The 26,152-nt window shown below is 63.1% G+C and carries 26 protein-coding genes and 2 pseudogenes; 20 read left to right on the top strand and 8 right to left on the bottom strand.

The window, feature by feature from the left end; all coding sequences use genetic code 11:
* Positions 1-48: 48 nt before the first annotated feature.
* The 6 genes from AC0V7N_RS28290 (at position 49) to AC0V7N_RS28265 (ending at position 7,126) form a co-directional block, all read left to right on the top strand.
* The gene (locus AC0V7N_RS28290; RefSeq protein ID WP_475451487.1) at positions 49-882 is read left to right on the top strand and encodes a hypothetical protein; all 834 of its coding nucleotides are present in this window, start codon (positions 49-51) and stop codon (positions 880-882) included.
* Complete coding sequence (locus AC0V7N_RS28285) at positions 876-1,754, top strand: DMT family transporter (RefSeq protein WP_475451486.1); 879 nt, start codon at positions 876-878, stop codon at positions 1,752-1,754. The genes AC0V7N_RS28290 and AC0V7N_RS28285 overlap by 7 nt, the downstream gene beginning before the upstream one ends.
* Complete coding sequence (locus AC0V7N_RS28280) at positions 1,747-1,950, top strand: hypothetical protein (RefSeq protein ID WP_475451485.1); 204 nt, start codon at positions 1,747-1,749, stop codon at positions 1,948-1,950. The genes AC0V7N_RS28285 and AC0V7N_RS28280 overlap by 8 nt, the downstream gene beginning before the upstream one ends.
* A gap of 152 nt (positions 1,951-2,102) precedes the next feature.
* Positions 2,103-2,558 (top strand): Ros/MucR family transcriptional regulator, encoded by a 456-nt coding sequence (locus AC0V7N_RS28275; RefSeq protein ID WP_475451484.1) that lies wholly within the window; start codon positions 2,103-2,105, stop codon positions 2,556-2,558.
* Positions 2,559-2,695: 137 nt separating this feature from the next.
* On the top strand, positions 2,696-4,573 hold the full coding sequence (locus tag AC0V7N_RS28270) for an ATP-binding cassette domain-containing protein (protein WP_496627424.1): 1,878 nt from the start codon (positions 2,696-2,698) through the stop codon (positions 4,571-4,573).
* Between the two features lie 444 nt (positions 4,574-5,017).
* Entirely contained in the window at positions 5,018-7,126 is a 2,109-nt protein-coding gene (locus AC0V7N_RS28265; protein ID WP_475451482.1) for a molybdopterin-containing oxidoreductase family protein, read from the top strand.
* Positions 7,127-7,158: 32 nt separating this feature from the next.
* On the opposite strand, the gene AC0V7N_RS28260 is transcribed toward AC0V7N_RS28265, so the two are convergent.
* Complete coding sequence (locus AC0V7N_RS28260) at positions 7,159-8,346, bottom strand: flavin-containing monooxygenase (RefSeq protein ID WP_475451481.1); 1,188 nt, start codon at positions 8,344-8,346, stop codon at positions 7,159-7,161.
* Between the two features lie 34 nt (positions 8,347-8,380).
* Positions 8,381-8,860, bottom strand: coding sequence for an Lrp/AsnC family transcriptional regulator (locus AC0V7N_RS28255; protein WP_475451480.1), 480 nt, complete (start codon positions 8,858-8,860; stop codon positions 8,381-8,383).
* A 103-nt stretch (positions 8,861-8,963) separates the two neighbouring features.
* On the opposite strand from AC0V7N_RS28255, the gene AC0V7N_RS28250 reads away from it, so the two are divergent.
* The 4 genes from AC0V7N_RS28250 (at position 8,964) to AC0V7N_RS28235 (ending at position 13,069) form a co-directional block, all read left to right on the top strand.
* Positions 8,964-10,172: a diaminopropionate ammonia-lyase gene (locus AC0V7N_RS28250; RefSeq protein ID WP_475451479.1), complete on the top strand. Its 1,209-nt coding sequence runs from the start codon at positions 8,964-8,966 to the stop codon at positions 10,170-10,172.
* Positions 10,169-11,407, top strand: a complete 1,239-nt coding sequence (locus AC0V7N_RS28245; protein WP_475451477.1) for a Zn-dependent hydrolase — start codon at positions 10,169-10,171, stop codon at positions 11,405-11,407. Before AC0V7N_RS28250 ends, AC0V7N_RS28245 begins: the two co-directional genes overlap by 4 nt.
* Complete coding sequence (locus tag AC0V7N_RS28240; RefSeq protein WP_475451476.1) at positions 11,400-12,572, top strand: M20 aminoacylase family protein; 1,173 nt, start codon at positions 11,400-11,402, stop codon at positions 12,570-12,572. Before AC0V7N_RS28245 ends, AC0V7N_RS28240 begins: the two co-directional genes overlap by 8 nt.
* Positions 12,573-12,877: 305 nt before the next feature.
* Positions 12,878-13,069, top strand: a complete 192-nt coding sequence (locus tag AC0V7N_RS28235; RefSeq protein WP_475451474.1) for a hypothetical protein — start codon at positions 12,878-12,880, stop codon at positions 13,067-13,069.
* Positions 13,070-13,084: 15 nt separating this feature from the next.
* Here AC0V7N_RS28235 and AC0V7N_RS28230 read toward each other — a convergent pair whose 3' ends face one another.
* Complete coding sequence (locus tag AC0V7N_RS28230) at positions 13,085-13,231, bottom strand: hypothetical protein (protein WP_475451473.1); 147 nt, start codon at positions 13,229-13,231, stop codon at positions 13,085-13,087.
* 129 nt (positions 13,232-13,360) lie between these two features.
* Between AC0V7N_RS28230 and AC0V7N_RS28225 the strand changes: the two genes are divergently transcribed.
* From AC0V7N_RS28225 to AC0V7N_RS28200, 6 genes and pseudogenes are all read left to right on the top strand, one after another.
* A complete protein-coding gene (locus tag AC0V7N_RS28225) occupies positions 13,361-13,534 on the top strand; it encodes a hypothetical protein (RefSeq protein ID WP_475451471.1) in 174 nt (57 codons plus the stop codon).
* 54 nt (positions 13,535-13,588) lie between these two features.
* On the top strand, positions 13,589-15,682 hold the full coding sequence (locus AC0V7N_RS28220; protein ID WP_475451470.1) for an ATP-dependent helicase: 2,094 nt from the start codon (positions 13,589-13,591) through the stop codon (positions 15,680-15,682).
* 8 nt (positions 15,683-15,690) lie between these two features.
* Positions 15,691-16,466: pseudogene (gene dapB / locus AC0V7N_RS28215) on the top strand (4-hydroxy-tetrahydrodipicolinate reductase).
* A 253-nt stretch (positions 16,467-16,719) separates the two neighbouring features.
* On the top strand, positions 16,720-17,676 hold the full coding sequence (locus tag AC0V7N_RS28210; RefSeq protein WP_475460527.1) for an ABC transporter substrate-binding protein: 957 nt from the start codon (positions 16,720-16,722) through the stop codon (positions 17,674-17,676).
* A gap of 106 nt (positions 17,677-17,782) precedes the next feature.
* Entirely contained in the window at positions 17,783-18,592 is an 810-nt protein-coding gene (locus AC0V7N_RS28205) for an ABC transporter ATP-binding protein (RefSeq protein WP_475451467.1), read from the top strand.
* Between the two features lie 11 nt (positions 18,593-18,603).
* Entirely contained in the window at positions 18,604-19,482 is an 879-nt protein-coding gene (locus tag AC0V7N_RS28200; RefSeq protein ID WP_475451466.1) for an ABC transporter permease, read from the top strand.
* 13 nt (positions 19,483-19,495) lie between these two features.
* Here the strand turns inward: AC0V7N_RS28200 and AC0V7N_RS28195 are convergent, their stop codons facing one another.
* Both AC0V7N_RS28195 and AC0V7N_RS28190 read right to left on the bottom strand, forming a co-directional pair.
* Positions 19,496-20,854, bottom strand: a complete 1,359-nt coding sequence (locus AC0V7N_RS28195; protein WP_475451465.1) for a sensor histidine kinase — start codon at positions 20,852-20,854, stop codon at positions 19,496-19,498.
* Between the two features lie 13 nt (positions 20,855-20,867).
* On the bottom strand, positions 20,868-21,545 hold the full coding sequence (locus AC0V7N_RS28190) for a response regulator (RefSeq protein WP_475451464.1): 678 nt from the start codon (positions 21,543-21,545) through the stop codon (positions 20,868-20,870).
* A gap of 479 nt (positions 21,546-22,024) precedes the next feature.
* Between AC0V7N_RS28190 and AC0V7N_RS28185 the strand changes: the two genes are divergently transcribed.
* The 4 genes and pseudogenes from AC0V7N_RS28185 to AC0V7N_RS28170 all read left to right on the top strand — a co-directional run bounded on the left by AC0V7N_RS28185 (position 22,025) and on the right by AC0V7N_RS28170 (position 23,592).
* The gene (locus AC0V7N_RS28185) at positions 22,025-22,225 is read left to right on the top strand and encodes a DUF680 domain-containing protein (RefSeq protein ID WP_475451463.1); all 201 of its coding nucleotides are present in this window, start codon (positions 22,025-22,027) and stop codon (positions 22,223-22,225) included.
* A 47-nt stretch (positions 22,226-22,272) separates the two neighbouring features.
* Positions 22,273-22,500, top strand: coding sequence for a DUF680 domain-containing protein (locus tag AC0V7N_RS28180; RefSeq protein WP_475451462.1), 228 nt, complete (start codon positions 22,273-22,275; stop codon positions 22,498-22,500).
* A gap of 387 nt (positions 22,501-22,887) precedes the next feature.
* Positions 22,888-23,120, top strand: a pseudogene (locus AC0V7N_RS28175) (DUF680 domain-containing protein).
* A gap of 232 nt (positions 23,121-23,352) precedes the next feature.
* Complete coding sequence (locus AC0V7N_RS28170) at positions 23,353-23,592, top strand: DUF680 domain-containing protein (protein ID WP_475451460.1); 240 nt, start codon at positions 23,353-23,355, stop codon at positions 23,590-23,592.
* Positions 23,593-23,638: 46 nt separating this feature from the next.
* On the opposite strand, the gene AC0V7N_RS28165 is transcribed toward AC0V7N_RS28170, so the two are convergent.
* The 3 genes from AC0V7N_RS28165 to purM are packed head-to-tail and all read right to left on the bottom strand — an operon-like array spanning position 23,639 to position 25,968.
* Complete coding sequence (locus AC0V7N_RS28165; protein WP_475451459.1) at positions 23,639-24,148, bottom strand: SixA phosphatase family protein; 510 nt, start codon at positions 24,146-24,148, stop codon at positions 23,639-23,641.
* A gap of 15 nt (positions 24,149-24,163) precedes the next feature.
* A complete protein-coding gene (gene purN, locus AC0V7N_RS28160) occupies positions 24,164-24,877 on the bottom strand; it encodes a phosphoribosylglycinamide formyltransferase (RefSeq protein WP_475451458.1) in 714 nt (237 codons plus the stop codon).
* Positions 24,874-25,968, bottom strand: a complete 1,095-nt coding sequence (gene purM, locus AC0V7N_RS28155) for a phosphoribosylformylglycinamidine cyclo-ligase (protein WP_496627423.1) — start codon at positions 25,966-25,968, stop codon at positions 24,874-24,876. The genes purN and purM overlap by 4 nt, the downstream gene beginning before the upstream one ends.
* Positions 25,969-26,152: the final 184 nt, after the last annotated feature.

Below are 26,152 nucleotides of genomic sequence, written 5' to 3'. Positions count from 1 at the left end.
TTTAATCGACTGTTAACCAAGTGTTTGCCCCCCACTTGGAGAAGTACAATGAACGCACATACCATACCCGAACTGCGCTATGCGATGAGCCGCGAGGCCATTATCGGACACGAAACCGCCTGGAAAGTGTCGAGTTTCGGCGTTGCGCAGTATCTGCATGGCTATGACCCGGCACTGCTTGCCGCAATCGAGGAAGCCGCCCTGAAGCTCAAGGCCAGCCATGCCGTGCACAAGCACCTCGACCTGACCTTCATCACCGGCGCCGACCGTTTCATCCCTGAAATCAAGGAGTTGCTGCACGACAAGCTGCGCCTGGAGCGGCTGTCCGACATGATGGGCACGAAGCTGGAGCCGTATCCGCTGTCGATCGTCGGCTCGACCGTCACCTTCATGAATCCCAGGGACGGCGCCGTCGAATGGCATTGCGACGGCGTCCCGGTCACCGAGCTCATTCCGCTGTCAATCAGCGATCCGCTGGTCGGCGGCCATCTCGAAATTTATTGCGACGATTCCGAGACCGGCCGCGCCATTCTCGAATCCGGACGCGAAATCCCGCGCAACCGCATCATGCGCATCGATCACAAGATGAAATACGCGACGCTCGGGCAGTTCCTTGGCGTCCTGCATCGCACGGCGCCGATCCACTATGGCGAGCGTGTCACCCTGGTGCTCAATCAGCGCTCGGTGGCCAAGCCCTATGTCGACGACAACCGCATGTTCTACCTCGCCGCCGACAATGATCACGACCGCGAGTGGGTCAACGAACTGGCCGAAGATGTATGGACCAATCAGTTGCCGGCCTATCGCCGGTTCGAGGCGGAGCATCCCACGCCGGCCGCCGTTGAGGCACCGGTTGCAGGCGGAGCGAGGGATACATGGTAGTCAGATCCGCGCTGGTCTTTGCCACCGGCGCGGTGGCTTTATGGTCGACCAATGCGTTGGTCGGCAAATCCCTCTTGGCGAACCATCCGGTGTCGCAGGTGCAGTTCCTGCAATTTGCAGGGGCTGCACTGGTCTTCGCCGCCATCCGGCTGATGAGCCGGGAAAAGGCCGCGCCGGTCATGGCCGGGGCGGCGTTGGCATCGCTCGCGGTCGGCTTCATCGGTCTGGTCGGTACCATGGTGCTGCAATACATCGCCTTCGCCTCGATGCCGGTGATCGAAGCCAATCTCGTGGCCTACACTTGGCCCTTGATGGTTGCCGCGGCAGTGATCGCCTTCGAAAATCCGCGGCGTCCGGCACTGCTCGGCCTTGCCGCGGCCCTTGGGTTCGTCGGCGTCGCGCTGGTGATTTCGGGAGGGCGTGAGAGCAACTGGTTCCAGGGCGATCTTGTCGGCTATTTCGCCGCATTCGGGTCTGCGCTGTGCATGGCCTTCTATTCGGTGATGGTGGGACGGCTCGCCACTTCGCCGGAACGCCTGTTGCTGCCCTCGTCGCTGGCCGGCGTCGCCTTGACGCTTCTATGGTCTGCTGGCGAAGGCGTCGCCTGGCCCGCAGGCGTGGATCTCGCCCTCGGGCTTTATCTCGGCGCCGGCCCGATGGGGCTGGGTTATTACTTCTGGTCGCGCGCCCTGAAGCTCGAAGGCAGCGGCAAGGTCGCTGTCGTCGCCTATCTCACGCCGATTGCTTCGACGTTGCTGTTGACCTTGTCCGGCGAACGACTAACGGCCACCGCCATTGCCGGCGCTATCCTCGTCATCGGCAGTTGTATCGCGGTCGGCCTGGAACGTTCGGAGGCGCAAGATTATGTTTGACGAAAATGAACGTCTCGCCAGGCAGGAAGCAGATTGGCTCATCAAGGAATTTGGCGCCGAGGCACCGCTTTACGCGGCGATGAAGGCCGAGAAGGCGATTGAACAGAAGGATTTCGGGCGATGTGCCCGCTGGCGGCGTATTCTTGAGATATTGGCCGACGCCCGGACAACCAAGTCTGCTGTGTCCAAGTATTAGATTTTCTAATTTGCACGTCGTCGCTTTCCAATAAAAATAGTTGACGCCAAGTCTTGATTCGTTTTGGCGCTTGGCGGCCCGTTGGGGGACGCGGTTAAAGAGATACATCGACAAAAGTCTTCGCTGGGGTGGACGACTTTGTCGCAAATAGGATGAAAGAATTGTCAAATATCGAGGATAAGACCATTATCGAGCTAACAGCCGATATTGTCTCGGCCTATGTAGGCAACAATCCGCTTCCGGCTTCCGGCCTGCCTGACCTGATTGCCAGCGTCAGCGCAGCGGTTCGAAAGCTGGCTGGTGCAGCCGTCGTGGAAAGCCCGAGCCTGGTTCCGGCCGTAAACCCGAAAAAGTCGGTGTTTCCCGACTACATCGTCTGCCTGGAGGACGGAAAGAAGTTCAAGTCGCTCAAGCGACACCTCAGGACAGACTATGGTTTGAGCCCGGACGACTATCGGGCCAAATGGGGCTTGCCGCCGGACTATCCGATGGTCGCTCCGAATTACTCGGCGACCCGGTCGGCGCTGGCGAAGTCGACAGGACTCGGCCGCAAGCCGGCAGCAGTGCCGGCCGCCGTGGCCAAGCCAAAGCGCAAGGCGACTGTCTGAGCGCGGCTTGAGTGGTATGGCAAGCCACTGATCGGCTGCCCTGACGGCGCAGTTGCGCGCGCCGTTTTCAGGCCTTGTGCGGCCAACTGGCCCGCAAGGTCTTGCGAAGCGTTGATGTCCAGTGCAAAAGCGCCACCATGCTGATCATCAACGACCTTTCGCTCCGCATGGCCGGGCGCCTTCTTCTCGACCACGCCTCGCTGACCTTGCCGGCCGGCACCAAGGCCGGCCTTGTCGGTCGCAACGGCACCGGCAAGACGACGCTGTTCAAAGCCATCACCGGAGATTTTCCCTCCGAGACCGGCTCGATCAGCCTGCCGAAGAACACGCGCATCGGCCAGGTGGCGCAGGAAGCGCCGGGAACCGAGGAGCCGCTGATCGAGATCGTGCTCAAGGCCGACCTCGAACGCACGGCGCTGCTCGAAGAGGAAAAGACGGCCACCGATCCGCACCGCATCGCCGACATCCACATGCGGCTGGCCGACATCGACGCACATTCCGCCGAATCCCGCGCCGCCACCATCCTCGCCGGCCTCGGTTTCGACGATGCCGCGCAACGCCGTCCCGCCTCGTCCTTCTCCGGCGGCTGGCGCATGCGCGTGGCTCTCGCCGCCGTGCTGTTTTCCGAGCCTGACCTTCTGCTGCTCGACGAGCCGACCAACTATCTCGATCTCGAAGGCACGTTGTGGCTGGAAAACTATGTGTCGAAGTATCCGCACACAGTGTTGCTGATTTCGCACGATCGCGATCTGCTCAACCGTGCCGTCAACTCGATCGTTCATCTCGACCAGAAGAAGCTGACTTTCTGGCGTGGCGGCTACGACCAGTTCGAGCGCCAGTATACCGAGCAGAAGGAATTGCAGGAAAAGGGCCGCGTCAAGCAGGAGGCCGCCCGCAAGCACATGGAATCCTTCGTCGAACGCTTCCGCGCCAAGGCCTCCAAGGCCAGGCAGGCGCAGTCGCGCATCAAGGCGCTGGAGAAGATGAAGCCGATCGCGGCCATCGTGAACGATTCAGTGCGACCGTTCTCTTTCCCCGAACCGGTGAAGACGGTTGCCTCGCCGATCGTGGCGCTGAACAACGTCAATGTCGGCTATACCGAGGGCCAGCCGATCCTGAAGAAGATGACGCTGCGCATCGACGCCGACGACCGCATCGCGCTGCTCGGCGCCAACGGCAACGGCAAGTCGACCTTCGCCAAACTACTGTCCGGCCGGCTCAAGCAAGAGAGCGGCACGATGACGGTGGCGCCCGGGCTGAAGGTGGCGATCTTCGCCCAGCACCAGCTTGATGACTTGCGGCCGGAGGAAAACGCCTATGAGCACGTCCGCCGGCTGATGCCGGAGGCGCCGGAATCCAAGGTACGCGGCCGCGTCGCCCAGTTTGGTCTCACCACCGAGAAGATGAATACGCCCGCCAAGGACCTGTCGGGTGGCGAGAAGGCGCGCCTTCTGATGGGCCTGTCGGCCTTCGAGGGGCCGAACCTGTTCATCCTCGACGAGCCGACCAACCATCTCGACATCGACAGCCGCGAATCGCTGATCCGTGCGCTGAACGAGTTTCCCGGCGCCGTCATCCTGATCTCGCACGACCGCCATCTGTTGGAGGCGACGGCCGACCGGCTGTGGCTGGTCAAGGATGGGGCGGTCAACCCGTATGATGGCGACCTTGAGGACTACAAGACGCTGGTCACCGGCGTGTCCGGCGACCGCCGCGGCAAGCGCGAGGCGGACAAGGCGTCAAAAGCCGACCGCCGCCGCGATGCGGCCGCGCGCCGCGCCGCCTTCGAGCCGCTGGCCAAGGAAATCCGCGCCACCGAAGCGCTGATGGACCGCATCCGCAAACGCATCGACGGCATCGAGGATGAACTGGCCAACCCGGCGATCTACGAAAAGGATCCGTCGACAGCGACACGCCTGGCCAAGGAACGCTCGCAACTCGCCCAGACGCTCGCCGGCCACGAGGAAAAATGGCTGACCATGTCGGCCGAATATGAGGAAGGCACGGCGGAGTAGAGCCAATCTCCCCCTCGTGGGCAGGGCAATCGCATATGGCGATTTTCTTGGTTTTCCAGATACTTGGCTGGATACCAAGAAAATCGTCGACGCGGACGGTTCGCGATTTGATTCTGATCCGTTCTTGCTCCGATTCTGGTTCGATACCGCGATCGAACGTCGGCAAAAGTGTCTCCCAGCCACTAAGTGGCTGCAAAGACTCAGAAATTCCATATGCGATTGCCCTGCCCTCGTGGGGGAGATGCCCGGCAGGGCAGAGGGGGGCGCTGTCCGGCCAACCTGTCAGCCTTTTTGCAATCACCCACCGCCGGCCTCGGTGACGAATAGATAGGTCGCGATCCTTCGCGCCCCCCTCTGTCCTGCCGGACATCTCCCCCACAAGTGGGGAGATTGGCTAATCATCTGGCCCTACACGCCACCCGCAAAACCCGCTAGACAAGCCCCATGAACCAGCACGCCAAGCTCCGCATCGGCCATTCGGCCTGTCCGCATGATTGCCCGTCGACCTGCGCGCTCGAGGTCGAACTGCTTGATGGCAACCGCATCGGCCGCGTCCATGGCGCCAAGGCCAACACCTACACATCCGGTGTCGTCTGCGCCAAGGTTGCCCGCTATGCCGACCGCGTCCACCATCCCGACCGGCTGCTGAAGCCCCTGATCCGCGCCGGCGCCAAGGGCGATGGCGTCTGGAAGGAAGCGAGTTGGGAGGCCGCACTCGACCTCGTCGCCGAAAGATTCATCGCCGCCGAGGCAAAATACGGCTCGGAGACGGTCTGGCCCTATTTCTATGCCGGCACGATGGGGCTGGTGCAGCGCGACGGCATCGACCGGCTGCGCCATGCGAAAAAGTACTCAGGCTTCTTCGGTTCGATCTGCACCAATCTCGCCTGGACCGGCTGGATGATGGGAGCCGGCGCCTTGCGTGGGCCGGACCCGCGCGAGATGGCGAAATCCGATTGCGTGGTGATCTGGGGCACCAATGCCGTGGTCACGCAGGTCAATGTCATGACCCACGCCATCAAGGCGCGCAAGGAGCGTGGGGCGAAGATCGTCGTCATCGACGTCTATGAAAACGCCACCATGAAGCAGGCTGACATGGGCCTCGTCCTGAAGCCCGGCACCGATGGAGCGTTGGCCTGCGCGGTCATGCATGTGCTGTTCAGGGACGGCCTGGCCGACCGCGCCTATCTCGAGAGATACACCGACGACCCGAAGGGGCTGGAAGCGCATCTGAAGACCCGTACGCCTGAATGGGCCTCCGCGATCACCAGCCTTGGCGTCGCTGAAATCGAAGCCTTCGCGCGCTTGGTCGGCACGACCAAGAAGACCTATTTCCGCCTCGGCTATGGCTTTGCCCGCCAGCGCAACGGCGCCGTCAACATGCATGCCGCGTCTTGCATCGCCGCGGTCACCGGCAGCTGGCAGTATGAGGGCGGCGGCGCTTTCCATTCCAACTCCGGCATCTTCAAGCTCAACCAGGAAGTGCTGGAAGGCTCCAGGATGCGCGATCCCTCGATCCGCCATCTCGACCATTCGCGCATCGGCCCGGTTCTGACCGGCGCCAGCGACGCGCTCTATGGCGGACCGCCGGTGACAGCGATGCTGATCCAGAACACCAATCCGGTGAATGTCGCGCCCGAGCAGCGGCTGGTGAAGCAGGGCTTTCTGCGCGACGACCTGTTCACGTGCGTGCATGAGCAGTTCATGACCGACACGGCCAAGCTTGCCGATGTCGTGCTGCCGGCGACGATGTTCCTCGAACATGACGACGTCTACAAGGGCGGCGGCAACCAGCACATCACGCTCGGCCCCAAGCTGATCGAGCCGCCGGAGGGGCCGCGCACCAATCATTTCGTCATCGAGCAGTTGGCCGAGCGCCTGGGAGTCGCCGACCGCCCCGGTTTTGGCCTGACCGAGCAGCAGCATATCGACATTATTCTCGGCAAGCGTGGGCTGGGCAGCTTCGACAGCTTGAAGGAGCAGAAGTGGATCGATCTGCAGCCGGATTTTGAGACCGCGCATTACATCAAGGGGTTCGGCCATCCCGACGGAAAGTTCCGCTTCCGCGCCGACTGGACCGGCCAGCCGGCGCCCAACCGGCCGCCCAAGAGCATGGGCCTGTTCGGGCCGGTGGAACGGCTGCCGGAGTTTCCCGACCATGTCGATCTGATCGAGGTGGCCGACGAGGCGCATCCGTTCCGGCTGACGACCTCGCCGGCGCGCAATTTTCTCAACTCGACCTTTGCCGAGACGCCGGTGTCGAAGGAAAAGGAAGGCAGGCCGGCGCTGCTCCTGCACCCCGATGATGCGGCGGACCTTGGGCTTGCCGATGGCGACCGTGTCGAGGTCGGCAACCGGCGTGGCGACCTGGTACTGTACGCGAAATTCTTCGACGGCATCAAGCGCGGCGTGGTGATCGCCGAAGGCATCTGGCCAAACAGCGCCCATGAGCGCGGCGAGGGCATCAACGTGCTGACCGGCGCCGACGCACCCGCGCCCTATGGTGGTGCTGCCTTCCATGACAACAAGGTCTGGCTGCGCAAGGCAAGTTGAGCTGGGCGAGCGCGTCGGCCGTCTGGGGCCGACTACACCGGCAGGATCTCAGCCGCCTTTTTCCTGTTCAGCCGGTGCCGGATATCGTCGGCGATCGCCTGGGCTTCGATCCCGATCTCGCGCAGCAATCCGGTGACAGCATTGTGGAAACCGATGAGGTAGAGGCCGAGATCCGAAGCTTTGGGGGTAACGCCGCTGCGGTCCGGCTGGGTGCCAGGCTCGAGAAATCTGGCATAGCCCGGCCGGTAACCGGTCGCGAAGATGATCGCGTCGAATTCGCCGTGTTTGCCGTCGGCAAAACGCGCACCGCGTTCCGAGATCTCGGCGATGTCGGGCGCGACCTTGATGGCGCCTTCGCGGATCTTGCCGATGGTGCCGACGTCGATCACCGGGATGCGCGATGCAATCGCAATCTGTTCCAGCAGTCCCTGTCCCGGCCGTTTGAGCCCGTATTTTTCCAACCTGCCCAGCACCAGGTCGAGAATGACGGGGAAAAGAGCGTCATTGAGGCGTTGCGGCCCCAGGCGCGTTGCCATGCCGACCATCTGGATGGGCACGCCGAACAGTTCGCGCGGCACGATATGAACGCCGCCGCGCACGGAAATCGTCGGTTTTGCGCCGTTTTCCGCCAGGTCGAGCGCAATCTCGGCGCCGGTATTGCCCATGCCGATGACCAGCACGGACTGACCGGCGAAAGGGACGGCATTGCGATAGTCGGCGCTGTGCAGTGTCTTGCCCGTGAAGGTGTCGATGCCGGCAAATCCGGGCCGCAGGGGCTCGGCATTGTAGCCTGACGCGATCACCACATGTTTGGCGCGCAACGGGCCGGATGTCGCATCCACAAGCCAGCCGCGACCCTCCCGGGTGATCGCTTTCACCGTTTCCCCAAACCGGGGCTTGAGGTCGAAGCGTTGCGCATAGGCATCGAGATAGTCGGCGAAGAGATCGCGTGGCACATAACGCGGATAGTGTTTTGGGAAGGGCACGAAGGGCAGGGACGAATAGCGCTTGGTCGTGTGCAGGTGGACGCGCTCGTAATGGCGCCGCCAGGCGGGTGCGGCCTGCTGCTCCTTCTCGATGATGATGAAGTCGATGCCGGCCTGCCGCAGGCATGCGGCAACCGCCAGGCCCGCCGGCCCGGCACCGATGATCGCTACTGTTGTGATGTCGTCCAAGCGCGCCTCCCAGCTCAACTCGCGTCCTGAGAATGTCAAAAGCATGGCGGGACCGACTGGGCCCCGCCTGCAGCAAAGCTCAATCCGGCAACGGCACCGTCAGCCCGACCTTGACGCGGTCCATGGCGACGAAGGTGCGGAACTTCCGGACATTGTTGCTGCCGAAGAACAGTTTTCGCGTCAGCGCCTCGTAGGCGCCCATATCGGCCACGGTGAGGACGAGGATGAAGTCGGCTTCGCCGGTGACGTAATAGCATTGCTGCACTTCAGGCGTTTCCGAGAATTGCCGCTTGGCTGCGTCGATCAGTTCGGTGCGCTCGCTCTCCAGCTCCACCTCGACGAAGATGGTGATGGGCTGGCCGACCGCTGCGGGCTCGATGATGGCGACATTGCTTGCGATGACGCCGGCCTGCTCCATGCGCTTGATGCGGCGCTGCACCGCCGGCGCCGACAGGTTCACCGCTTCGCCGATCAGGCGCTGCGGCGTCGTGTTGTCCCGCTGCAGGATGGCAAGGATGGCGAGGTCGAAACTGTCGAGCGAAGGTGGCGATGGAGGCAATGGAGATATCCTGGCGAAACAAACTTGCATTTCTAAGGCCCAATTACAGCGCTCTTTGCGCCGGTCCTGCAATATGGTCTCGCTGACTGCCAAGGAGGCGCCAGTGTTCCTGCCCAATCGTAATGCTCTGCTCGGCAAGCCGCTTGATACGGCTGACGCCGAAACCCTTGGGATTGCCGGAGCCGACACGGTCGAGCGCTTCCTCGCCCATCGTGACAATCATCGTGAGACACCGCTGCACGCGCTGCCGGCGCTGGCGAGCGAACTCGGCCTCGATGCGCTGCATGTCAAGGATGAGGGCTTTCGTCTCGGCCTCGGCAGCTTCAAGGCTTTGGGAGGCGCCTACGCCGTCTTCAGCTTGGTGCTGGAGGAGGCAGGAAAGCGGCTTGGCCGCCCTGTCGATGTCGAGGATCTCGATCGGCCGGATGTTCGCGGGGTCGCCGCGAAGATGACATTTGCCTGCGCCACCGACGGCAATCACGGCCGCTCCGTCGCGCAAGGCGCCGAGCTTGCCGGCGCCAGGGCCGTGATCTTCGTCCATGCCGGCGTCAGCGACGAGCGGATCGCCGCAATCGCCCGCTATGGCGCGGAGATGGTCCGTGTCGATGGCAATTATGACGACTCGGTCAGGCAAGCCGCCAAGGTCGCGGCCGAGAAAGGCTGGACCGTGGTGTCGGATACGTCGTGGCCGGGATACGAGCGTATTCCTGGTCTGGTGATGCAAGGCTATACGGCGATCGTGCGCGAAGCGCTGCGCCAGCTCAGCGAACCACCGACCCACGTCTTCGTCCAGGCGGGCGTCGGCGGCATTGCCGCCGCCGTGGCCGGCCATCTCGCTATCGTGCTCGGCGACGCCAGGCCAACCTTCATTGTCGTCGAACCGGCCCGCGCGGCCTGCATTGTCGCGGCTGCCCGGGCAGGGCATGTGGTCAAGGTCGCGCACGACCAGCCGACGGTGATGGCCATGCTTGAATGCTACGAGGCCTCGCAGGTTGCCTGGCGGGTGCTGGCGCGCGTCGCCGACGCCTTCATGACCGTGGACGAGGACGACGCCATCGCGGTGATGCGACGCTTGGCCCGCCCGGCCGGCAGCGATCCGGTGATTATCGCTGGCGAGAGCGGCGGCGTCGGCCTTGCCGGACTGACCCGGGCGGTGGCCGAGAACAAGGCCGATCTCGGCCTCGACGGCAAATCCCGCGTGCTGGTGATCAACACCGAAGGTGCCACCGACCCGCATCGCTATGCCGAACTGGTCGGCAGGAGCCCGGCCGATGTGCTGGCCGGCAAGCTCGCTGCCGAAGCAACATCATGATCGCGATCGATGCACAGCGGCTGCTTGGCCGCATCCGTGAACTCGGCGCCGTTGGCCGCGATGACCAGGGCCGGCTGAGCCGGTTGGCCGCTTCCGACACCGACAGACAGGGCCGCGACCTCTTCGTCGGCTGGCTGCGGCAGGCCGGGCTCGATGTCGCCATCGACCGCATCGGCAACATTTTCGGCATCTGGCAGAGCGCCGACAATGCCGGCGAGGCACCGCTGCTCATCGGCTCGCACATCGACACGGTCATCGACGCCGGCATCTATGATGGCTGCTACGGCGTGCTTGCCGGGCTGGAGGTGATCGAGACGCTGAAGGCCTCGGGGCTCTCGCCATCGCGCCCACTCGCCGTCGCTGCCTTCACCAATGAGGAAGGCGTGCGCTTTTCTCCCGACATGATGGGGTCGCTGGTCCATGCCGGCGGCGTCGATGTCGAAGCAGCACTTGCCGCTGTCGGGACCGACGGCAGCACGCTCGGGCAGGAACTCGCCCGCATCGGCTATGCCGGCGACCGCGAACCGGGTTTTCTCAAGCCGCACATCTATGTCGAACTGCATATCGAGCAGGGGCCGGTTCTGCAGCGCGAAGGCATTCCGATCGGCGCGGTGGAAACCCTGCAGGGGATTTCCTGGCAGCGCATCACTCTCGATGGCGTCGCCAACCATGCCGGCACCACACCGATGTCGATGCGCTGCGACGCCGGATACGCTGCGGCACGCGTGGTCACCTTCCTGCATGACCGTGCCGCGGCTTCCAACGCGCCAACCGTTGCCACTGTCGGCACGATGCGCTTGGAGCCGAACGCCATCAACGTCATTCCCTCACGCGCCGTCTTCACCGTCGATCTGCGCGATCCCGATGAGCAGCGCTTGCAGGCGCAGGAGGCGGCGCTGGCTGCCTTTCTGGAGCAACTCGCCACCGAGGGCATCACGGTGACTGTCGAAAGGCTGGCGCGCTTCGAACCCGTTATTTTCGACGGCTGGGTCGTCGAGCTGATCGAGGCCGCGTCGAGGAAGCGCGGGCTTGCCTCGCGGCGCATGACCTCGGGCGCCGGCCATGACGCGCAGATGATCGCGCGCATCGCGCCGGCGGCGATGATCTTCGTGCCGAGCGCCGGAGGCATCAGCCACAGCCCGCACGAGCACACCGAAGATGCCGAGCTTGTTGCCGGCGCCAACATCCTGCTTGATGTGATCACCGAACTTGCGGAGGGGCGGAGGAATGGCTGAACTCGATCCCGAAACATTGAAGCGCGAGATGACCAATTGGCGGCGCGACCTGCACGCGCACCCCGAATTCGGCTTCGAGGAGAAACGCACCGCTGCCTTCGTCGCGGCCAAGCTGCGTGAATTCGGCCTCGACGATGTCACCGAGGGTGTCGGCGGCACCGGTGTCGTCGGCACGCTGAAGCGCGGCACCGGCAACCGCGCCATTGCGCTCCGGGCCGACATGGATGCGCTGCGCATGTTAGAGCAGTCGACTGCGTCCTATCGCTCCGGCAATCCTGGCGTCATGCATGCCTGCGGCCATGATGGCCACACAGCCATGCTGCTTGGTGCGGCAAAGCTGCTTGCCGGCGAGGGCGGTTTCGACGGCACCGTGCGCTTCATCTTCCAGCCGGCCGAGGAGTGGGGCAGGGGCGCGCTGGCCATGCTCGATGATGGCCTGATGCAGCGTTTCCCTTTCGACGAGATTTTTGGCCTGCACAATATGCCTGGCCTGCCTGTCGGCCACTTCGAGACCCGTGCCGGTCCTGTCATGTCGGCCGAGGATAACTTCGAGATCGTGCTCAGGGGGCTGGGTGGCCACGCGGCGCGGCCGCAATCGGGCAACGAAACGCTGGTTGCCGCCTGCGCGCTGGTCACCAACCTGCAGACCATCGCCTCGCGCCGCCTGAGCCCGGCCGACATCGCGGTGGTTTCGGTGACCGAACTGATCACCGACGGTACCCGCAATGCACTGCCCGGTCTCGCCCGCATCCTCGGCGATGCGCGTAGTTTCCGTCCCGAGGTGAGCGCCGAGATCGAACGCCAGATGCGTGTCATCGCCGAGGGTACAGCTGCCGCCTACAATATCACCGCCGAGGTTACCTATACGCGCGAATTCGTGCCTTTGCGCAACGATGCCGAACTGGTTGACGCGGCCTTCGCCGCCGCGGGAAACGTCTTCGAGCCGGGCAATATCGCAGTCGCCCGCGAGCCGATGACCGCTTCGGAGGATTTTGCCCGCTTCCTCGACCACGTGCCGGGCTGCTTCGTCTTCCTCGGCAATGGTGAGGCCTCGGCGCCGCTGCACAATTCCAGCTACGACTTCAACGATGACGGGTTGTTGTTCGGCACGAACTTCCATGTCGCCATCGTCAGGCAAAGACTGGGCAACGGGACCGGCAGATGATCGTGGTTTGATTGGGTGCTCGAACCCGGCTTTGTACGTTTTTATCAAACGACGATCCTCAATGACGCAACGGAAAGACTCAGCTAACCTCCGCTACGCGGCGGACCTCTTATCCGCTTGGCCGGCGCCTTCTCCTCCCAAGCGGCGCCGGCCTTCTTCATTGCGGCGACAGGCCGCTAAATTAGTGCTCATTAAATTTAGAATGTTCGCACTTGCCGGAAGTTAAAATCTTTCTGGCATGAAAAGCCGCAGGTCTTTGGGGTTTTGCGGGAAGACGGATGCGCGGGCGAGGCTGGATAAAAGCGTTGCGTCAGGACGAGGCGCGGCAGGTGCGCGCGCGCATCGCTGAACTCGAAAGAAACCTCACGGCGGCGTCACCGTCCCGGGGCCGTCAGCAACGACAGGAAGCCGGGCACGAACTGCGCAACGCCAAGTTCCGCCTCGAGCGCCTTGAGGAGTGCATCGCGGCAATGCCTGACGTCCCGACTATCACCTGACTGCACGGAACATATTCACTTGCCGGCAGTCCCTGCGTTCATGACAGGATTGCCGGCGTGAAAACTTTGTTCGGCACCAGGAGCCTTCGTCGGTGGCAGTTTGTTGTCGCAGGCCGAGACAGCCAAAGCCACCAGAACGAGGCTAAATCCTAGCTTTTTCATCGCTACGATCTCCAATCCCACAACGAGCCTCCAGTCTCAAAACGAGGCGATGTTGGTTTGGTTGCGAACCAGCGTTGCGGGAACAAAACGCCACGCCTGCGGTTGATCTCTATTAGAGGAGACCGCCGCATGATCCGTTTGCTTCTGGCCGGCACCTTTGCCTATGTCACCTACCGTCTCGCGCGCAGGATGATCGATGATGTGCCCGACGACATCGATCCCCTTCTGTTACCCGCATCGAGAAGCGACCGCGACGCTCTGCGCCGACAATCGGTGGCCATGGGTGTCGATCCCCGGCGCTAATTCGTCATACCGCTTACTTGTTGCGAACAAAGCGGAAACGATGCTTGATGGGCGATGAACCTCGCCGCCCATGATTCGACCTTTTTGGAATCGACCGTCGCGCCCGCCTATCTCGCTCGCTTGAACGATGCCCAGCGCCAGGCCGTCGAGCATGGCGACGGCAAGATCGCAGGGCCGCTGCTGGTCATTGCCGGCGCCGGCTCGGGCAAGACCAATACGCTGGCGCATCGCGTCGCTCATCTCATCGTCAAGGGCGCAGACCCGCGCCGCATCCTGCTGATGACTTTTTCGCGACGCGCCGCGTCCGAAATGGCGAAGCGCGTCGAACGCATCGCCGGCGAAGTGCTCGGCCGTGACGCCGCGGTCATCACCGATGCGCTGACCTGGGCCGGCACCTTTCATGGCATCGGCGCGCGCCTGTTGCGCGACTATGCGCTGGAGATCGGCCTCGATCCGGCCTTCACCATCCATGACCGCGAGGATTCCGCCGATCTGATGAATCTCGTGCGCCACGAACTCGGTTTCTCCAAGACGGAGGCGCGCTTTCCGACCAAGGGCACCTGCCTTGCCATCTATTCGCGCGCCGTCAACGCGCAGGCGCCGCTGGGCGAAGTGCTGGGCTCTGCCTTCCCCTGGTGCGCTGGCTGGGCCGATCAACTGAAGTTGCTCTTCGCCGGCTATGTCGAGACCAAGCAGGCGCAGAACGTGCTCGATTACGACGATCTGCTGCTCTACTGGGCGCAGATGACGGCCGAGCCGGAAATCGCGGCGCATCTCGGCGGGCGTTTCGATCATGTGCTGGTCGACGAATACCAGGACACCAACCGGCTGCAGGCTTCGATCCTGATGGCGCTGAAACCCGACGGCGCCGGGCTGACCGTGGTCGGCGACGATGCGCAGTCGATCTATTCGTTCCGCGCCGCCGAGGTGCGCAACATCCTCGATTTCCCCAAGCAGTTCGCGCAAGCCGCCGATGTGGTGATGCTGGAGCGCAACTATCGCTCGACCGAGACCATTCTGGCCGCCGCCAATGCGGTGATTGGCGAGGCCTCGGAGCGTTTTACGAAGAACCTGTGGTCGGAGCGCAAATCCACCGACAAGCCAAGGCTGGTCAGCGTGCGCGACGAGGTCGAGCAGGCCAACTTCGTCTGCGATACGATCCTTGCCGAGCGCGAGGCCGGCACGGCGCTGAAATCGCAGGCGGTGCTGTTTCGCGCCTCGCACCACAGCGGGCCGCTGGAAATCGAGCTGACACGGCGCAACATTCCCTTCGTCAAGTTCGGTGGCCTGAAATTCCTCGACGCCGCGCATGTCAAGGATGTGCTGGCGGTGCTGCGTTTTGCTGAAAACCCGCGCGACCGTGTCGCCGGTTTTCGCGTCCTGCAGTTGATGCCGGGCATTGGCCCCTCGGCCGCCGGACAGATTGTCGAGACGATGACCACGGCACTGGATGAGGCTATGGGCTTGGCCGGCTGGCGGCCGCCGCAGCGCGCGGCGGATGATTGGTCGGGCTTCGTCTCGCTCTATGCCGGCCTGCGGGCCGGCGCCAAATGGCCGGCCGACCTTGAACAGGTCAGGCTTTGGTACGAGCCGCATCTGGAGCGTATCCACGAGGACGCGATCACGCGCCGCGCCGACCTGTTGCAGCTCGAGCAGATCGGCTCAGGTTACGCCTCGCGCGAACGGTTCCTGACCGAACTGACGCTCGATCCGCCGGACGCGACCAGCGACCAGGCCGGACCGCCGCATCGCGACGAGGACTATCTGATCCTGTCGACCATCCACTCGGCCAAGGGCCAGGAGTGGAAGAATGTCTTCGTGCTCAACACGGTCGATGGCTGCATTCCGGCCGATCTCGGTGTCGGCACCAAGGAGGACATCGAGGAGGAACGCCGGCTGCTCTATGTTGCGATGACGCGGGCCAAGGACAATCTCAACCTCGTCATGCCGCAGCGCTTCTTTCCGCACGGCCAGGCGGCGCGCGGCGACCGTCATCTCTATGCCTCGCGCACCCGCTTCATCCCGGCCTCGATCCTCGCTGCGTTCCAGCAGGTGTCATGGCCGAGCGCGCAAGAAGCACAGGGCAGGGCGCCCCGGCCGGAAGTGCGCGTCGACATCGGCGCACGCATGCGCGGCATGTGGAAATAGCCGACGCCATGGCGCAACCGCCGATCGGGATCGCCATCGCCGGGGCGCTCGGCCGCATGGGCCGCCAGATGGCGGACGCCGTTCAGGCCGATCCGCGGCTGGCGCTTACCGCCCGCTTCCATCGCCCAGGCAGTGTCGGTGACGGGCTGGTGAGCCGCGACGAGGCGCTTGCCAAGGCCGATGTCGTGATCGATTTCACCACGCCTGCTGCATCAGCCGAACTGGCAAGGCTTTGCGCAAACCGCGGCGGCCCCGCTTTGGTGATCGGTTCGACCGGTTTCGATGCCGCCGAACTGGCCACCATCGCCGACGCCGGGAAAACGGTTCCCATCGTCCGCTCCGGCAGCTTTTCGCTCGGGCTGAACATGGTGGTCGGATTGGTCGAGCAGGCGGCGAGAGCGCTCGATGCAACGGACTGGGATGCCGAGATTTTCGAGGCGCATCATCGCCACAAGATCGATGCGCCGTCGGGCACCGCGCTGATGCTGGGCAGGCCGTTGCCGGTGGACGCGGCATCGAACTGGAAACGGTCGCCAAGCGCGTCCGCGACGGCGTCACCGGAGCGCGTCCGGCCGGCGAGATCAGTTTTGCGGTGGTTCGCGGCGGCAGCATCGTCGGCGAACACAGCGTCAGCTTCTGTGCCGAAGGCGAGCTTGTGACCTTGTCGCATGCCGCCGGCGACCGCATCATGTTTGCCCGTGGTGCCATTGCCGCGGCACTCTGGGTGTCGGGACGCTCGCCTGGTGAATATGACATGCGCGACGTGCTGGGGATGAACGATTGAGCGGCCGTGCGTTGTCACGGCATGTCCGCCCTATGGGGGCCGGCAGCCGCAGTACCAATCTGTAAGCTTTGATTTTCAGCTTTTCCTTGAAAGCTGGCTGAAAGGTTGGTGCCATAACTGTTGAGTGGCGCCCCCATATTGTCGTGCAAAAACGATGGGAGAGAGGGGCGCGGGACACGAACAAAGGGAAGAGGCCATGTCGCTCGCGCGAATTCTGCTTGATTCAGCCGCCACAACCGCACTCGTCGCCACCATGGCCTTGTCAGCGCCGTCCGTACGCGCCGACGAGAAGGTCTCCATCATGGTCGGCGGTTACGAGAAACAGATTTATCTGCCAGCCAAGCTGACCGAAGCGCTCGGTTACTTCAAGGACGAGGGCCTCGACGTCGAGCTGCTGAATGAGCCGGCCGGCGTCGATGCCGAAAACGAGATGCTCGCAGGCGCCGTGCAAGGAGTTGTCGGCTTCTACGATCACTGCATAGATTTGCAGGCGAAGGGCAAATTCGTCGAATCGATTGTCCAGTTCAGCCAGGCACCGGGCGAGGTCGAGCTTGTTTCGACCAAGCATCCAGAGATCAAATCGCCCGCCGACTTCAAGGGAATGAGCCTGGGCGTGACCGGTCTGGGCTCATCGACGAATTTTCTTACGGAATATCTCGCCGTCAAGAACGGCTTGAAGCTCGGCGAATTTACCTCGGTTCCGGTTGGCGCCGGCACCACCTTCATCGCCGCCATGCAGCAGGACAAGATCCAGGCAGGCATGACGACCGAGCCGACGATCACCCGGCTGCTAAAAACCGGCGAAGCGACCGTTCTTATCGATATGCGCACAATGGAGGGCACCAAGGCTGCGCTCGGCGGCACTTACCCGGCCGCATCCCTCTATATGCAGACCGACTGGGTCGAAGCGCATAAGGACACCGTGCAGAAGCTGGCCAATGCCTTCGTCAAGACACAGAAGTTCATCAACACGCATAGCGGCGCCGAGATCGCCGACAAGATGCCGAAGGACTACTATGTCGGCGACAAGGAAGGCTATGTGAAGGCCCTCGATGCCGGCAAGGCGATGTTCACCCCTGACGGGATCATGCCTGCAGGTGGACCGGAGACGGTGCTGACGGTTCTTTCAGCCTTCAAGAAGGAACTGCAGGGCAAGCAGATCGACCTCTCTAAGACCTACACCTCGGAATTCGTCAAGAACGCCAAGTAGCAGGCCGAGCCGGCGCGATGTGCGACATCGCGCCGGCAATCGTCAGTTCTCGACGTCCGGCGGCCCTGGCCGACGGCGGGCGTCCGCTCGAACCCGGAGTTTCACCATGGCCCCTGAAAAGACCACACCCGCGATCGAACTGATCAATGTCAGCCGTCGCTTCCTCTCGCCTACCGGCAAATCGCTGACAGCGCTGCGCGATTTCACCATGACCGTCGAGCGCGGCGAATTCGTTGCCGTTGTCGGTCCAACCGGTTGCGGAAAATCCACCACCCTCAACCTGGTCACGGGATTGGCAAGCCCGAGTGCCGGCGAGGTTCGTGTGATGGGCGCCCCCGTCAAGGGAATAGACCCGCGCATCGGCTTTGTCTTCCAGAGCGATGCCTTGTTCCCTTGGCGAACCGTGATCGAGAACGTGATGGCCGGCCCGCTGTTTCGCGGCCGAGCCAAGGCCGATGCCACGGCGGCGGCACGCGACTGGCTAGCGCGCGTCGGCCTGTCGCGCTTCGAGCACCATTATCCGCATCAGCTTTCCGGCGGCATGCGCAAACGCGTGGCGCTGGCACAGACCTTCATAAACGGCCCAGAGATCCTTCTAATGGACGAGCCGTTTTCAGCGCTTGACGTACAGACGCGCGTTCTGATGCACGAGGAGTTGCTGCGCCTGTGGTCTGAGGCAAAGGCTTCCGTGGTCTTCGTCACACATGACCTCGAAGAGGCGATCGCACTTGCCGACAAGGTCTATGTCCTGACCGCCGGGCCGGCCACGGTAAAATCGGTCTACACGATTGATCTGCCGCGCCCGCGCGTCGTCGCCGATATCCGCTACGAGCAGAGCTTCATCAATTACTCGCGCACCATCTGGGCCGACCTCAAGGAAGAGGTCGAGACCAGCTATGCGCGTGCGGCAGCCTGAGGAGGAACGCCATGACAGATGCTGCCATCGACATCAGAGCAGGGGCTTTCAAGCCTGGTACATCAGACGCGGAAATCGAAGCGGCCGCGGCAAAGGCATCGCAGCACCGTCGCCGCACCGTGATTTTCTGGCGGGTCGCCATTCTCGTTGCCTTTCTAGGCGTTTGGGAGGTCGCCGCGCGCGAGGCCTGGATCGATCCGTTCTTCTACGCGATGCCGAGCGCGATCGCGCAGCGGCTCTATGAATGGACGACGGAAGGAACGTCCGAGGGGCCGCTCTGGTATCATCTCTATGTCACCATGGAGGAATCGGTCATCGGCTTCGTGACCGGCTCGGTCGCCGGCATCATCGTCGGCGTGGCGCTCGGTCGCAACCGCATGGCCGCCGACATTTTCTCGATCTACATCAAGGTGATCAATTCCATTCCGCGCGTGGTTCTGGCGCCGATCTTCATCATGATCCTTGGCCTCGGCCTCGCCTCGAAAGTGGCGCTTGCCTTCGTGATGGTTTTCTTTGTCGTCTTCCACAACGCATTCCAGGGCGTGCGGGAAGCCGACAGGGCTATGATCGCCAATGCCCGCATCCTCGGCGCGTCCAACTGGCAATTGACCCGCTCGGTGATTGTCCCTTCGGCGATGAGCTGGATCTTCGCCAGCCTGCATGTCAGCTTCGGCTTTGCCATCATCGGCGCGATCGTTGGCGAGTTCGTCGGCGCGCGCTTCGGCATCGGCCTGCTGATCAACATCGCCAAGGGGTCCTTTGACGCCGCCGGCATGTACGCCGCGATCGTCATCGTCATGGTGGTGGCGCTCGGTGCCGAGTACCTGATGACGATGGTCGAGAATCGCCTCGCAAAATGGCGCCCCCAGCCTTTGCACGAGACGCAGTGAGCGGCGAAGTATACTAGCTGCCCGCCAGCGGCAGCCGCACTTCAACCACCAGACCGCCGGCCGCGCCATCCCCGAGGGTGACGCGGCCGCCGGCATTTTCGACGACCTCGCGCACGATGGCGAGCCCCAGCCCGCTGCCTTCCTCGGTCGAGCCGGCGATGCGGTAGAAGCGCTCGAAGACGTGATCGCGCTCGTCGATCGGAATGCCGGGCCCGTCATCGGCGACCGTCAGCACAGCTTCGCCGTCCACGGCCGCCAGTCTCACCGTGACGCTGCCGCCTGCCCCGGAGTAGCGTAGCGCGTTGTCGACAAGGTTGACGATCATCTCGCGCAGCATGGTGCCGTCGCCGATGACCGGCACGGGGCCGGTCTCCTCGAGGCCGAGATCGATGTTTCGGGCGATTGCAGTCGGCGCCTGCGTTTCCAGCACATGCCTGGCGGCCTCGGTCAGGTCGATGCGGTCGGCGCGCGGCCGCCGGCTACCCGGTTCGGCACGTGACAGAGTGAGCAACTGTTCGGCCAATCGTGCCAGCTTGCCGGAGCTTGCCTGCAGCGCCACCAGCGCTTCCTGGCGCGCGTCGGGTACAGTTTCGCGAAGCGCATAGCTCGCTTGCGTCGACAGCAACGCCAGTGGGGTGCGCAATTGGTGTGCCGCATTGGCGATGAAGCGGCGCTGCGCCGCCATCTGCGCCCGCACCCGTTGCATATAGGCGTTCAGCGCGTCGATCAGCGGGCGGATCTCGTTCTGCGCGCCCGGAACTTCGACGGGGTCAAGGTCGCTTCGGCGCGGCGAGCGCACCGCGTCGCGCAAGCGGATCAGGGGTGCAAGGCCACGATGCAGACCCAGCAGAACGAACAAGCCCGCAATCGCCACCAGTGCCAGCTGCTGGGCAAAAGCGCCAAACCAAAGACGCCGCACCATGGCGTCGTGTCCGGCAAGCGAGACGCCAACGGTAACGGCGATCGGCGAATCGTTGCCGGCACCGACCACCGCGTGGCTGAAGGTAAGCAGCCTCAGCCGATGGTCGCGATAGCTTGCCTCGGTGTTGGATGACTTCGGTGCCTCCGGCAGGTCCGGGTAGCCGGTCAGCAGCCGCCCTCCAGCCGTCTTGACATGGTAGTAGACGCTGTCCTGGTCACCAGTATCGAACATTTCGATCGCCGCCGGCGGTATCGTGGCGTCGAGCACGCCGTCGGCCACGGCGACACGTTCGGCAATAGCTCGCGCCGAGCCCATCAGCATGCGGTCGGTGACAAGGTCCGCGGTTGCCAGCGCGTTGCGGTGGCTGGTCCACAGGTTGATGGTCGCGAGCCCGGCGAGCGGCAACACCACCCAGGCCAAAAGCTGCAAGCGGAGACTGTTAATCCTCATCGTGCCCTAATCGTCATGGCGCCGGATCTTCTTGCCGCAAGAGATAGCCGAGGCCGCGCAAGGTGGCGATCTGGACTCGAGACCCCTCGAGCTTCTTGCGCACGCGGTGGACATAGATCTCGATGGCGCTGGGGTCGGCGTCGGTCTCGAAATCGTAGATCGCCGCAGACAGCGCCGCCTTGCTCACCGTGCGCCCGGCCTTGACCATCAATTGCTCCAGCACCGCGTGTTCGCGTGGTGTCAGTGCCAGCGTCTCGCCGGCAAGCGAAAACAACCTTGTGTTGGTGTCGAAGACGAGATCGCCGCAGGCAACGACGGGCGCGGTGCGGTCATTGGCGCGGCGCAGCTGCACGCGGATGCGCGCTTCGAGCTCCTCGATCTGGAAGGGCTTGGCCAGATAGTCGTCGGCACCCTCATTGAGGCCCTTGACCCGGCCGTCGAGGCTGGCATTGGCGGTCAGCACGATCACCGGTACCGCATTGCCGCGCGCCCGCAGCATGCGCAGCACCTCCATCCCGCCCATGCGCGGCAGCGCCAGGTCGAGGATGACGAGCGCATGATCGCCCGCCGCCAGCGCGTGCTCGACATCCTCGCCGTCATGGACAATGTCGACCACGTAATTCGCCTGGCGCAGGGTCTTGCCCAGCCAGTTGGCCAGTTCGCGATTGTCCTCAACAAGCAGCAGTCGCATATCTATGGCAGTCCGGATCTCATCCGCCAGCGGGTCGCCTTGGGCCTGATCGGCCGCGGCACCCCTGATCTCTTCTGAATGAGCGACAGGATCGATCTCAACGCAAGACAAATGCGATCTTGGCTAGGGCTAACAACAGGTCCTTGCAGGTTCAGGTAGGTCTGTTTTCACCCTCAAATCGAACCGAACGGTTCGGTTCTGATTGACAGATTGTATCGCAAACAGTGAACAATGACCTCCAAAAGCACTCCGGTTTCGTTGGGAGCGCTGAGCTTGGTATATTGAAATTGTTACATAAATTGCGTCAAAATTGCTGCAATGCAATATTCATTGTCTATAATATAAGGAAATTATGCAAAACCGGCGCGACTGGTAATCGCAAAAAGCATCCCCTACTTCGGGGTGGTCTGAGCGACGCGAATTCCCCACAGAGGGCACGCCACTAGACGGACAGGAAAAGGAATACTGGAGTAACCAAAATGACCAAGATCGCTCTTACCGCCGCCGCGATCCTCGTAGCCACGGGCACCGCCTTTGCTGGTAGCGACAACTATGGCTCCGCCAATGCCAATCAGCCCGCCGCCACTGTCGACCATTCGGTCACCGCTTCGATTTCGAAGTCGACCGCTGCGTCCGTCCAGGCCCCGCAGGGCGCTGACCTCAACCTCTTCGGCCGCTAATCGCGACTGCCGATATCAACCCAAATTTGAATTCAGGAGTACTTAAAATGACCAAGATCGCACTCACCGCCGCCGCCATCCTCGTTGCCACGGGCACCGCTTTCGCCGGCAGCGACAACTATGGTTCCAACAACGTCAACCAGCCGGTTGCCAGCCAGTCGTCCGCCAACATCGACACCACGCATACCGGTTCGATCGCCAAGTCCGTAAAGACACAGGGCGACGCCAATGCCAAGGTGCCGGCTCAGTCGGGCCAGGGCATCTGGGGCCGTTAATTCCTTCAATCCCCGGAAGACGACAAAGAGCGGTGGGCTTGGCCCGCCGCTCTTGTTTTTTATGCACGCGGGAATGCCGATCGAAAATCGAACCGATCGGTTCAAGTTATGTTGACGAACCGTGAGCGGAGGGTCGACGCCAGCTCGATGAATCGCCGCACCATGCGTTGGCAGTTTTCCTATAACAATATGTTATCGATCAATAAAATTCTTGACGATTGATCCCTTGGCCGAAGTTCAAGATGTGGATCCGGCACGTGATGGCACATCTTCGTGATTGGAAGTCGACGAACGAAAAACCCACTTCCAGCCTGTCCGAGCGACGCGAAATTCCTCCCAAGGGCACGCCACTTGACGGACAGAACCAGGAATACTGGAGTAAAGAAAATGACCAAGATCGCACTTACCGCCGCCGCCATCCTCATTGCCACGGGCAGCGCGTTCGCCGGCAGCGACAACTATCACTCGGCCACCGACAACCAGCTTGCCGTCACCGCACCCGCGGGTAATATGACCACGGCCGCACGGCTTCGATCCGCAAGCCGGTCGAGCACCACGGCTTCAAGCTGACGCCCGATTCGAACCAGCCGGAATCCGGCCAGGGCATTTGGGGCAACTGAGCCAACGCTGTTCTTCGCAGCAGTCCTCGATAACAAAGAGCGGTGGGCTTGGCCCGCCGCTCTTGTTTTTTGCGCGACAGGGCAGGGACCGGGCTGGCATCGGAGCAGCCGCTCTTCGCACCCGGCAGAAAAAGCGTGCAGCTTCAGGAATAAAACCTGACGACATCGGGTCTTGTCCTTAGCGGAACCGTCCTCCCAAGACGCCGCCCAACGGATGAAACAGGAGATTGAAATGAACAAGATCGCTCTTGCTACCGTCGCTATCCTCGTTGCGACCAGCGGCGCCTTTGCCGGCAGTGACCATTATGGTTCCGACAATGCCAACCAGCCGGTTGCTTCGGTTGCCGGCGTGGATCATGCCGTCACCGGCGCGGTCGAGAACACGGATATGGCCGGGCAAAAGGCAGCCGACACCAAGATGAAGACAACCACCGAGTGGCCGGAACCCGGTCAGGGCATCTGGGGGAACTGAGGTCTCGGCCGCGGGCTTGCCTGCCGCCCCTGTCCGCAGCGGACTTCTAGTTCAGATCCTTCGGGCGCAGGCAATGCGTCAGCCGCCCGGACGACAGGCCGGACCAATCGCCCTCGAAGACAAAGCGCGCAAGAGCCGTCGTCGGAAACTTTTCCTCGAGCCTCTTGCGGGCTTTGGCCTCCGAGCCTGAACCGGCAAGCTGTTTCGCCAGATATTCCAGGCCCGGATTGTGGCCGACCACCGCCAGGCAGCCGCTCGGCGGGTCGGCCAGGCGAATCTGGCTCAGAACATCCGCCGCCGAAGCATCGTAGAGCGCATTGGCAAACACGACCCGGGGATGCGCCGGCAGTTCCGCGGCGACCAGCCGCCAGGTGTCGCGGGTGCGCATGGCCGACGACACCAGCACCTGGTCGGGCAGCCAGTCGCGCGCCGCAAGCTCCCGCCCCATCAATTTGGCCGCCTTCAATCCGCGTTCGGCGAGCGGCCGATCGAAATCATCGAGATCAGGGTCGTCCCAGCTCGATTTGGCATGGCGAAGCAGAAGCAGTTGTTTCATGCCCGTGTTCTCGGCTCAGGGCGTAATCCGAGCCAGATGCTCGAGATCGGCTTCCTCGCGCAGCGGATCGGGCGCCATCACCACCGAGGTGCCGTTGTCGGCATCGTCGGCAAAGTGGGCAAGCACCGTGCGCCCAGCTTCCATGCGTGCCTTGCCTTCAGCAACGAGTCCCAGTGCCAGCGGATAGAGCCGATGCTCGGCTTTCAGGACGCGGGCAGCCAGCGTATCGGCATTGTCGCCGACCATTACCGGCACGGCCGCCTGGGCGATGATCGGGCCGTCATCCATCTCGGACGTGACGAAATGCACGGTACAGCCATGGATGCGCAGGCCGGCGGCCAGGGCGCGCGCATGGGTGTCGAGGCCCTTGAATGCCGGCAGCAGGGCAGGGTGGATGTTGATCATGCGGCCCTGCCATTTCTGCACGAAGCCGGCGGAGAGGATGCGCAAGTAGCCGGCCAGCGCCACGATCTCGGCATTGAAGGCCGTGAGAGCGGCGTCGATCGCCGCGTCATGCGCCTGCTTGCTGCCATGGTCGGCGCGGGCAATGATCTGCGTGGAGATGCCGCGCGCCCGGGCGATGCCGAGGCCGGCGGCGTCCGCCTTGTCGGAAATCACGCCGACGATCTCGGCCGGGAAGGCCGGGTCGCTGGCCGCCGCGATCAGCGCGGTCATGTTGGAGCCGCGCCCCGATATCAGGACGACTGTGCGCTTTCTCTGCGTGCTCATAGGCCGATCGAGCCCCGATAGATGACGCCGGCGTCGCGGCGCGGCACGATGCGGCCGATCGGCGTCACCGTCTCGCCGGCTTCCTGCAGCACGGCGGCGACCTGCGCCGCCTGGCCGGAGGCGACCGCCAGGATCATGCCGATGCCGCAATTGAACGTGCGCATCATCTCATCCGGCGCTACGCCGCCGGTCTTGGCAAGCCACGAAAACACCGCCGGCACGTCGATGGCTTCGAGATCGAGTTCGGCCGAAAAATCCTTGGGCAGCACGCGCGGAATGTTTTCAGGGAAGCCGCCACCGGTGATGTGCGCCAGCGCCTTGATGCCATGCGTGTTGCGAATGGCCTTGAGGATCGACTTGACGTAGATGCGGGTCGGTTCGAGCAGCGCCTCGGCCAGCGTTGCCTCGTCGTTGAACGGCGCCGGGTCGCTCCACGCCAGGCCGCTGGTGGCGACGATGCGGCGCACCAGCGAGAAGCCGTTCGAATGCAGGCCCGAGGAAGCGAGACCCAAGAGCACGTCGCCTTCGACGATGTCGTCGGTGGGCAAAAGCTGGCCGCGTTCAGCCGCGCCCACGGCAAAGCCGGCGAGGTCATAGTCCTTGCCGTGATACATGCCCGGCATTTCCGCCGTCTCGCCGCCGATCAGCGCGCAGCCGGCCTGTCGGCAGCCTTCGGCAATGCCGCCGACGATCGCCGCGCCCTGGTCGGGGTCGAGCTTGCCGGTGGCGAAATAGTCAAGGAAGAACAGTGGCTCGGCGCCCTGCACGACGATGTCGTTGACGCACATCGCGACGAGGTCGATGCCGATCGTGTCGTGCTTGCCGGCATCGATGGCGATCTTGACCTTGGTGCCGACGCCGTCATTGGCGGCGACCAGCACGGGATCGGTCAAGCCGGCAGCCTTGAGGTCGAACAGGCCGCCGAAACCGCCAATCTCGCCATCCGCGCCCGGCCGGCGCGTGGCGCGCACCAGCGGCTTGATCTTCTCGACCATGAGATTGCCGGCATCGATATCGACGCCGGCCTCGGCATAGGTGAGCCCGTTCCTGCGCTTGGCCGTTTTGTCTTGGCTGGTGTCGCGCTTGCTCATCGCAATTTTCCTGCTCGTTTGCGGGCTCTTCGCATGAATGGTTTCGGGGGGCAAGGATAACGGCGGAACCGAGCGCCATTTGGCCTGACAAAAGCGTGGATAGAACTTCCGGCATTCGCGGCGAACACAGTGGCGGCCGAATTGCTCGGCACGGAGCTTGCGGCGCCTCTCCATCTCCATCATC

This window comes from Mesorhizobium kamtschaticum (assembly GCF_056174585.1).
This window is presented reverse-complemented; position numbering and strand designations above follow the sequence as displayed.

What these genes read in the sequence shown, in the direction of transcription:
- AC0V7N_RS28225 (WP_475451471.1), top strand. Translation starts at nt 13,361, where the DNA reads ATGATCCGTTTGCTTCTGGCCGGCACCTTTGCCTATGTCACCTACCGT.
- AC0V7N_RS28220 (WP_475451470.1), top strand. Translation starts at nt 13,589, where the DNA reads ATGAACCTCGCCGCCCATGATTCGACCTTTTTGGAATCGACCGTCGCG.
- AC0V7N_RS28195 (WP_475451465.1), bottom strand. Translation starts at nt 20,854, where the DNA reads ATGAGGATTAACAGTCTCCGCTTGCAGCTTTTGGCCTGGGTGGTGTTG.
- purN (WP_475451458.1), bottom strand. Translation starts at nt 24,877, where the DNA reads ATGAGCACGCAGAGAAAGCGCACAGTCGTCCTGATATCGGGGCGCGGC.
- AC0V7N_RS28265 (WP_475451482.1), top strand. Translation starts at nt 5,018, where the DNA reads ATGAACCAGCACGCCAAGCTCCGCATCGGCCATTCGGCCTGTCCGCAT.
- AC0V7N_RS28165 (WP_475451459.1), bottom strand. Translation starts at nt 24,148, where the DNA reads ATGAAACAACTGCTTCTGCTTCGCCATGCCAAATCGAGCTGGGACGAC.
- AC0V7N_RS28280 (WP_475451485.1), top strand. Translation starts at nt 1,747, where the DNA reads ATGTTTGACGAAAATGAACGTCTCGCCAGGCAGGAAGCAGATTGGCTC.
- AC0V7N_RS28180 (WP_475451462.1), top strand. Translation starts at nt 22,273, where the DNA reads ATGACCAAGATCGCACTCACCGCCGCCGCCATCCTCGTTGCCACGGGC.
- purM (WP_496627423.1), bottom strand. Translation starts at nt 25,968, where the DNA reads ATGAGCAAGCGCGACACCAGCCAAGACAAAACGGCCAAGCGCAGGAAC.
- AC0V7N_RS28275 (WP_475451484.1), top strand. Translation starts at nt 2,103, where the DNA reads ATGAAAGAATTGTCAAATATCGAGGATAAGACCATTATCGAGCTAACA.
- AC0V7N_RS28200 (WP_475451466.1), top strand. Translation starts at nt 18,604, where the DNA reads ATGACAGATGCTGCCATCGACATCAGAGCAGGGGCTTTCAAGCCTGGT.
- AC0V7N_RS28245 (WP_475451477.1), top strand. Translation starts at nt 10,169, where the DNA reads ATGATCGCGATCGATGCACAGCGGCTGCTTGGCCGCATCCGTGAACTC.
- AC0V7N_RS28205 (WP_475451467.1), top strand. Translation starts at nt 17,783, where the DNA reads ATGGCCCCTGAAAAGACCACACCCGCGATCGAACTGATCAATGTCAGC.
- AC0V7N_RS28230 (WP_475451473.1), bottom strand. Translation starts at nt 13,231, where the DNA reads ATGAAAAAGCTAGGATTTAGCCTCGTTCTGGTGGCTTTGGCTGTCTCG.
- AC0V7N_RS28290 (WP_475451487.1), top strand. Translation starts at nt 49, where the DNA reads ATGAACGCACATACCATACCCGAACTGCGCTATGCGATGAGCCGCGAG.
- AC0V7N_RS28260 (WP_475451481.1), bottom strand. Translation starts at nt 8,346, where the DNA reads ATGCTTTTGACATTCTCAGGACGCGAGTTGAGCTGGGAGGCGCGCTTG.
- AC0V7N_RS28270 (WP_496627424.1), top strand. Translation starts at nt 2,696, where the DNA reads ATGCTGATCATCAACGACCTTTCGCTCCGCATGGCCGGGCGCCTTCTT.
- AC0V7N_RS28185 (WP_475451463.1), top strand. Translation starts at nt 22,025, where the DNA reads ATGACCAAGATCGCTCTTACCGCCGCCGCGATCCTCGTAGCCACGGGC.
- AC0V7N_RS28210 (WP_475460527.1), top strand. Translation starts at nt 16,720, where the DNA reads ATGGCCTTGTCAGCGCCGTCCGTACGCGCCGACGAGAAGGTCTCCATC.
- AC0V7N_RS28190 (WP_475451464.1), bottom strand. Translation starts at nt 21,545, where the DNA reads ATGCGACTGCTGCTTGTTGAGGACAATCGCGAACTGGCCAACTGGCTG.
- AC0V7N_RS28240 (WP_475451476.1), top strand. Translation starts at nt 11,400, where the DNA reads ATGGCTGAACTCGATCCCGAAACATTGAAGCGCGAGATGACCAATTGG.
- AC0V7N_RS28285 (WP_475451486.1), top strand. Translation starts at nt 876, where the DNA reads ATGGTAGTCAGATCCGCGCTGGTCTTTGCCACCGGCGCGGTGGCTTTA.
- AC0V7N_RS28170 (WP_475451460.1), top strand. Translation starts at nt 23,353, where the DNA reads ATGAACAAGATCGCTCTTGCTACCGTCGCTATCCTCGTTGCGACCAGC.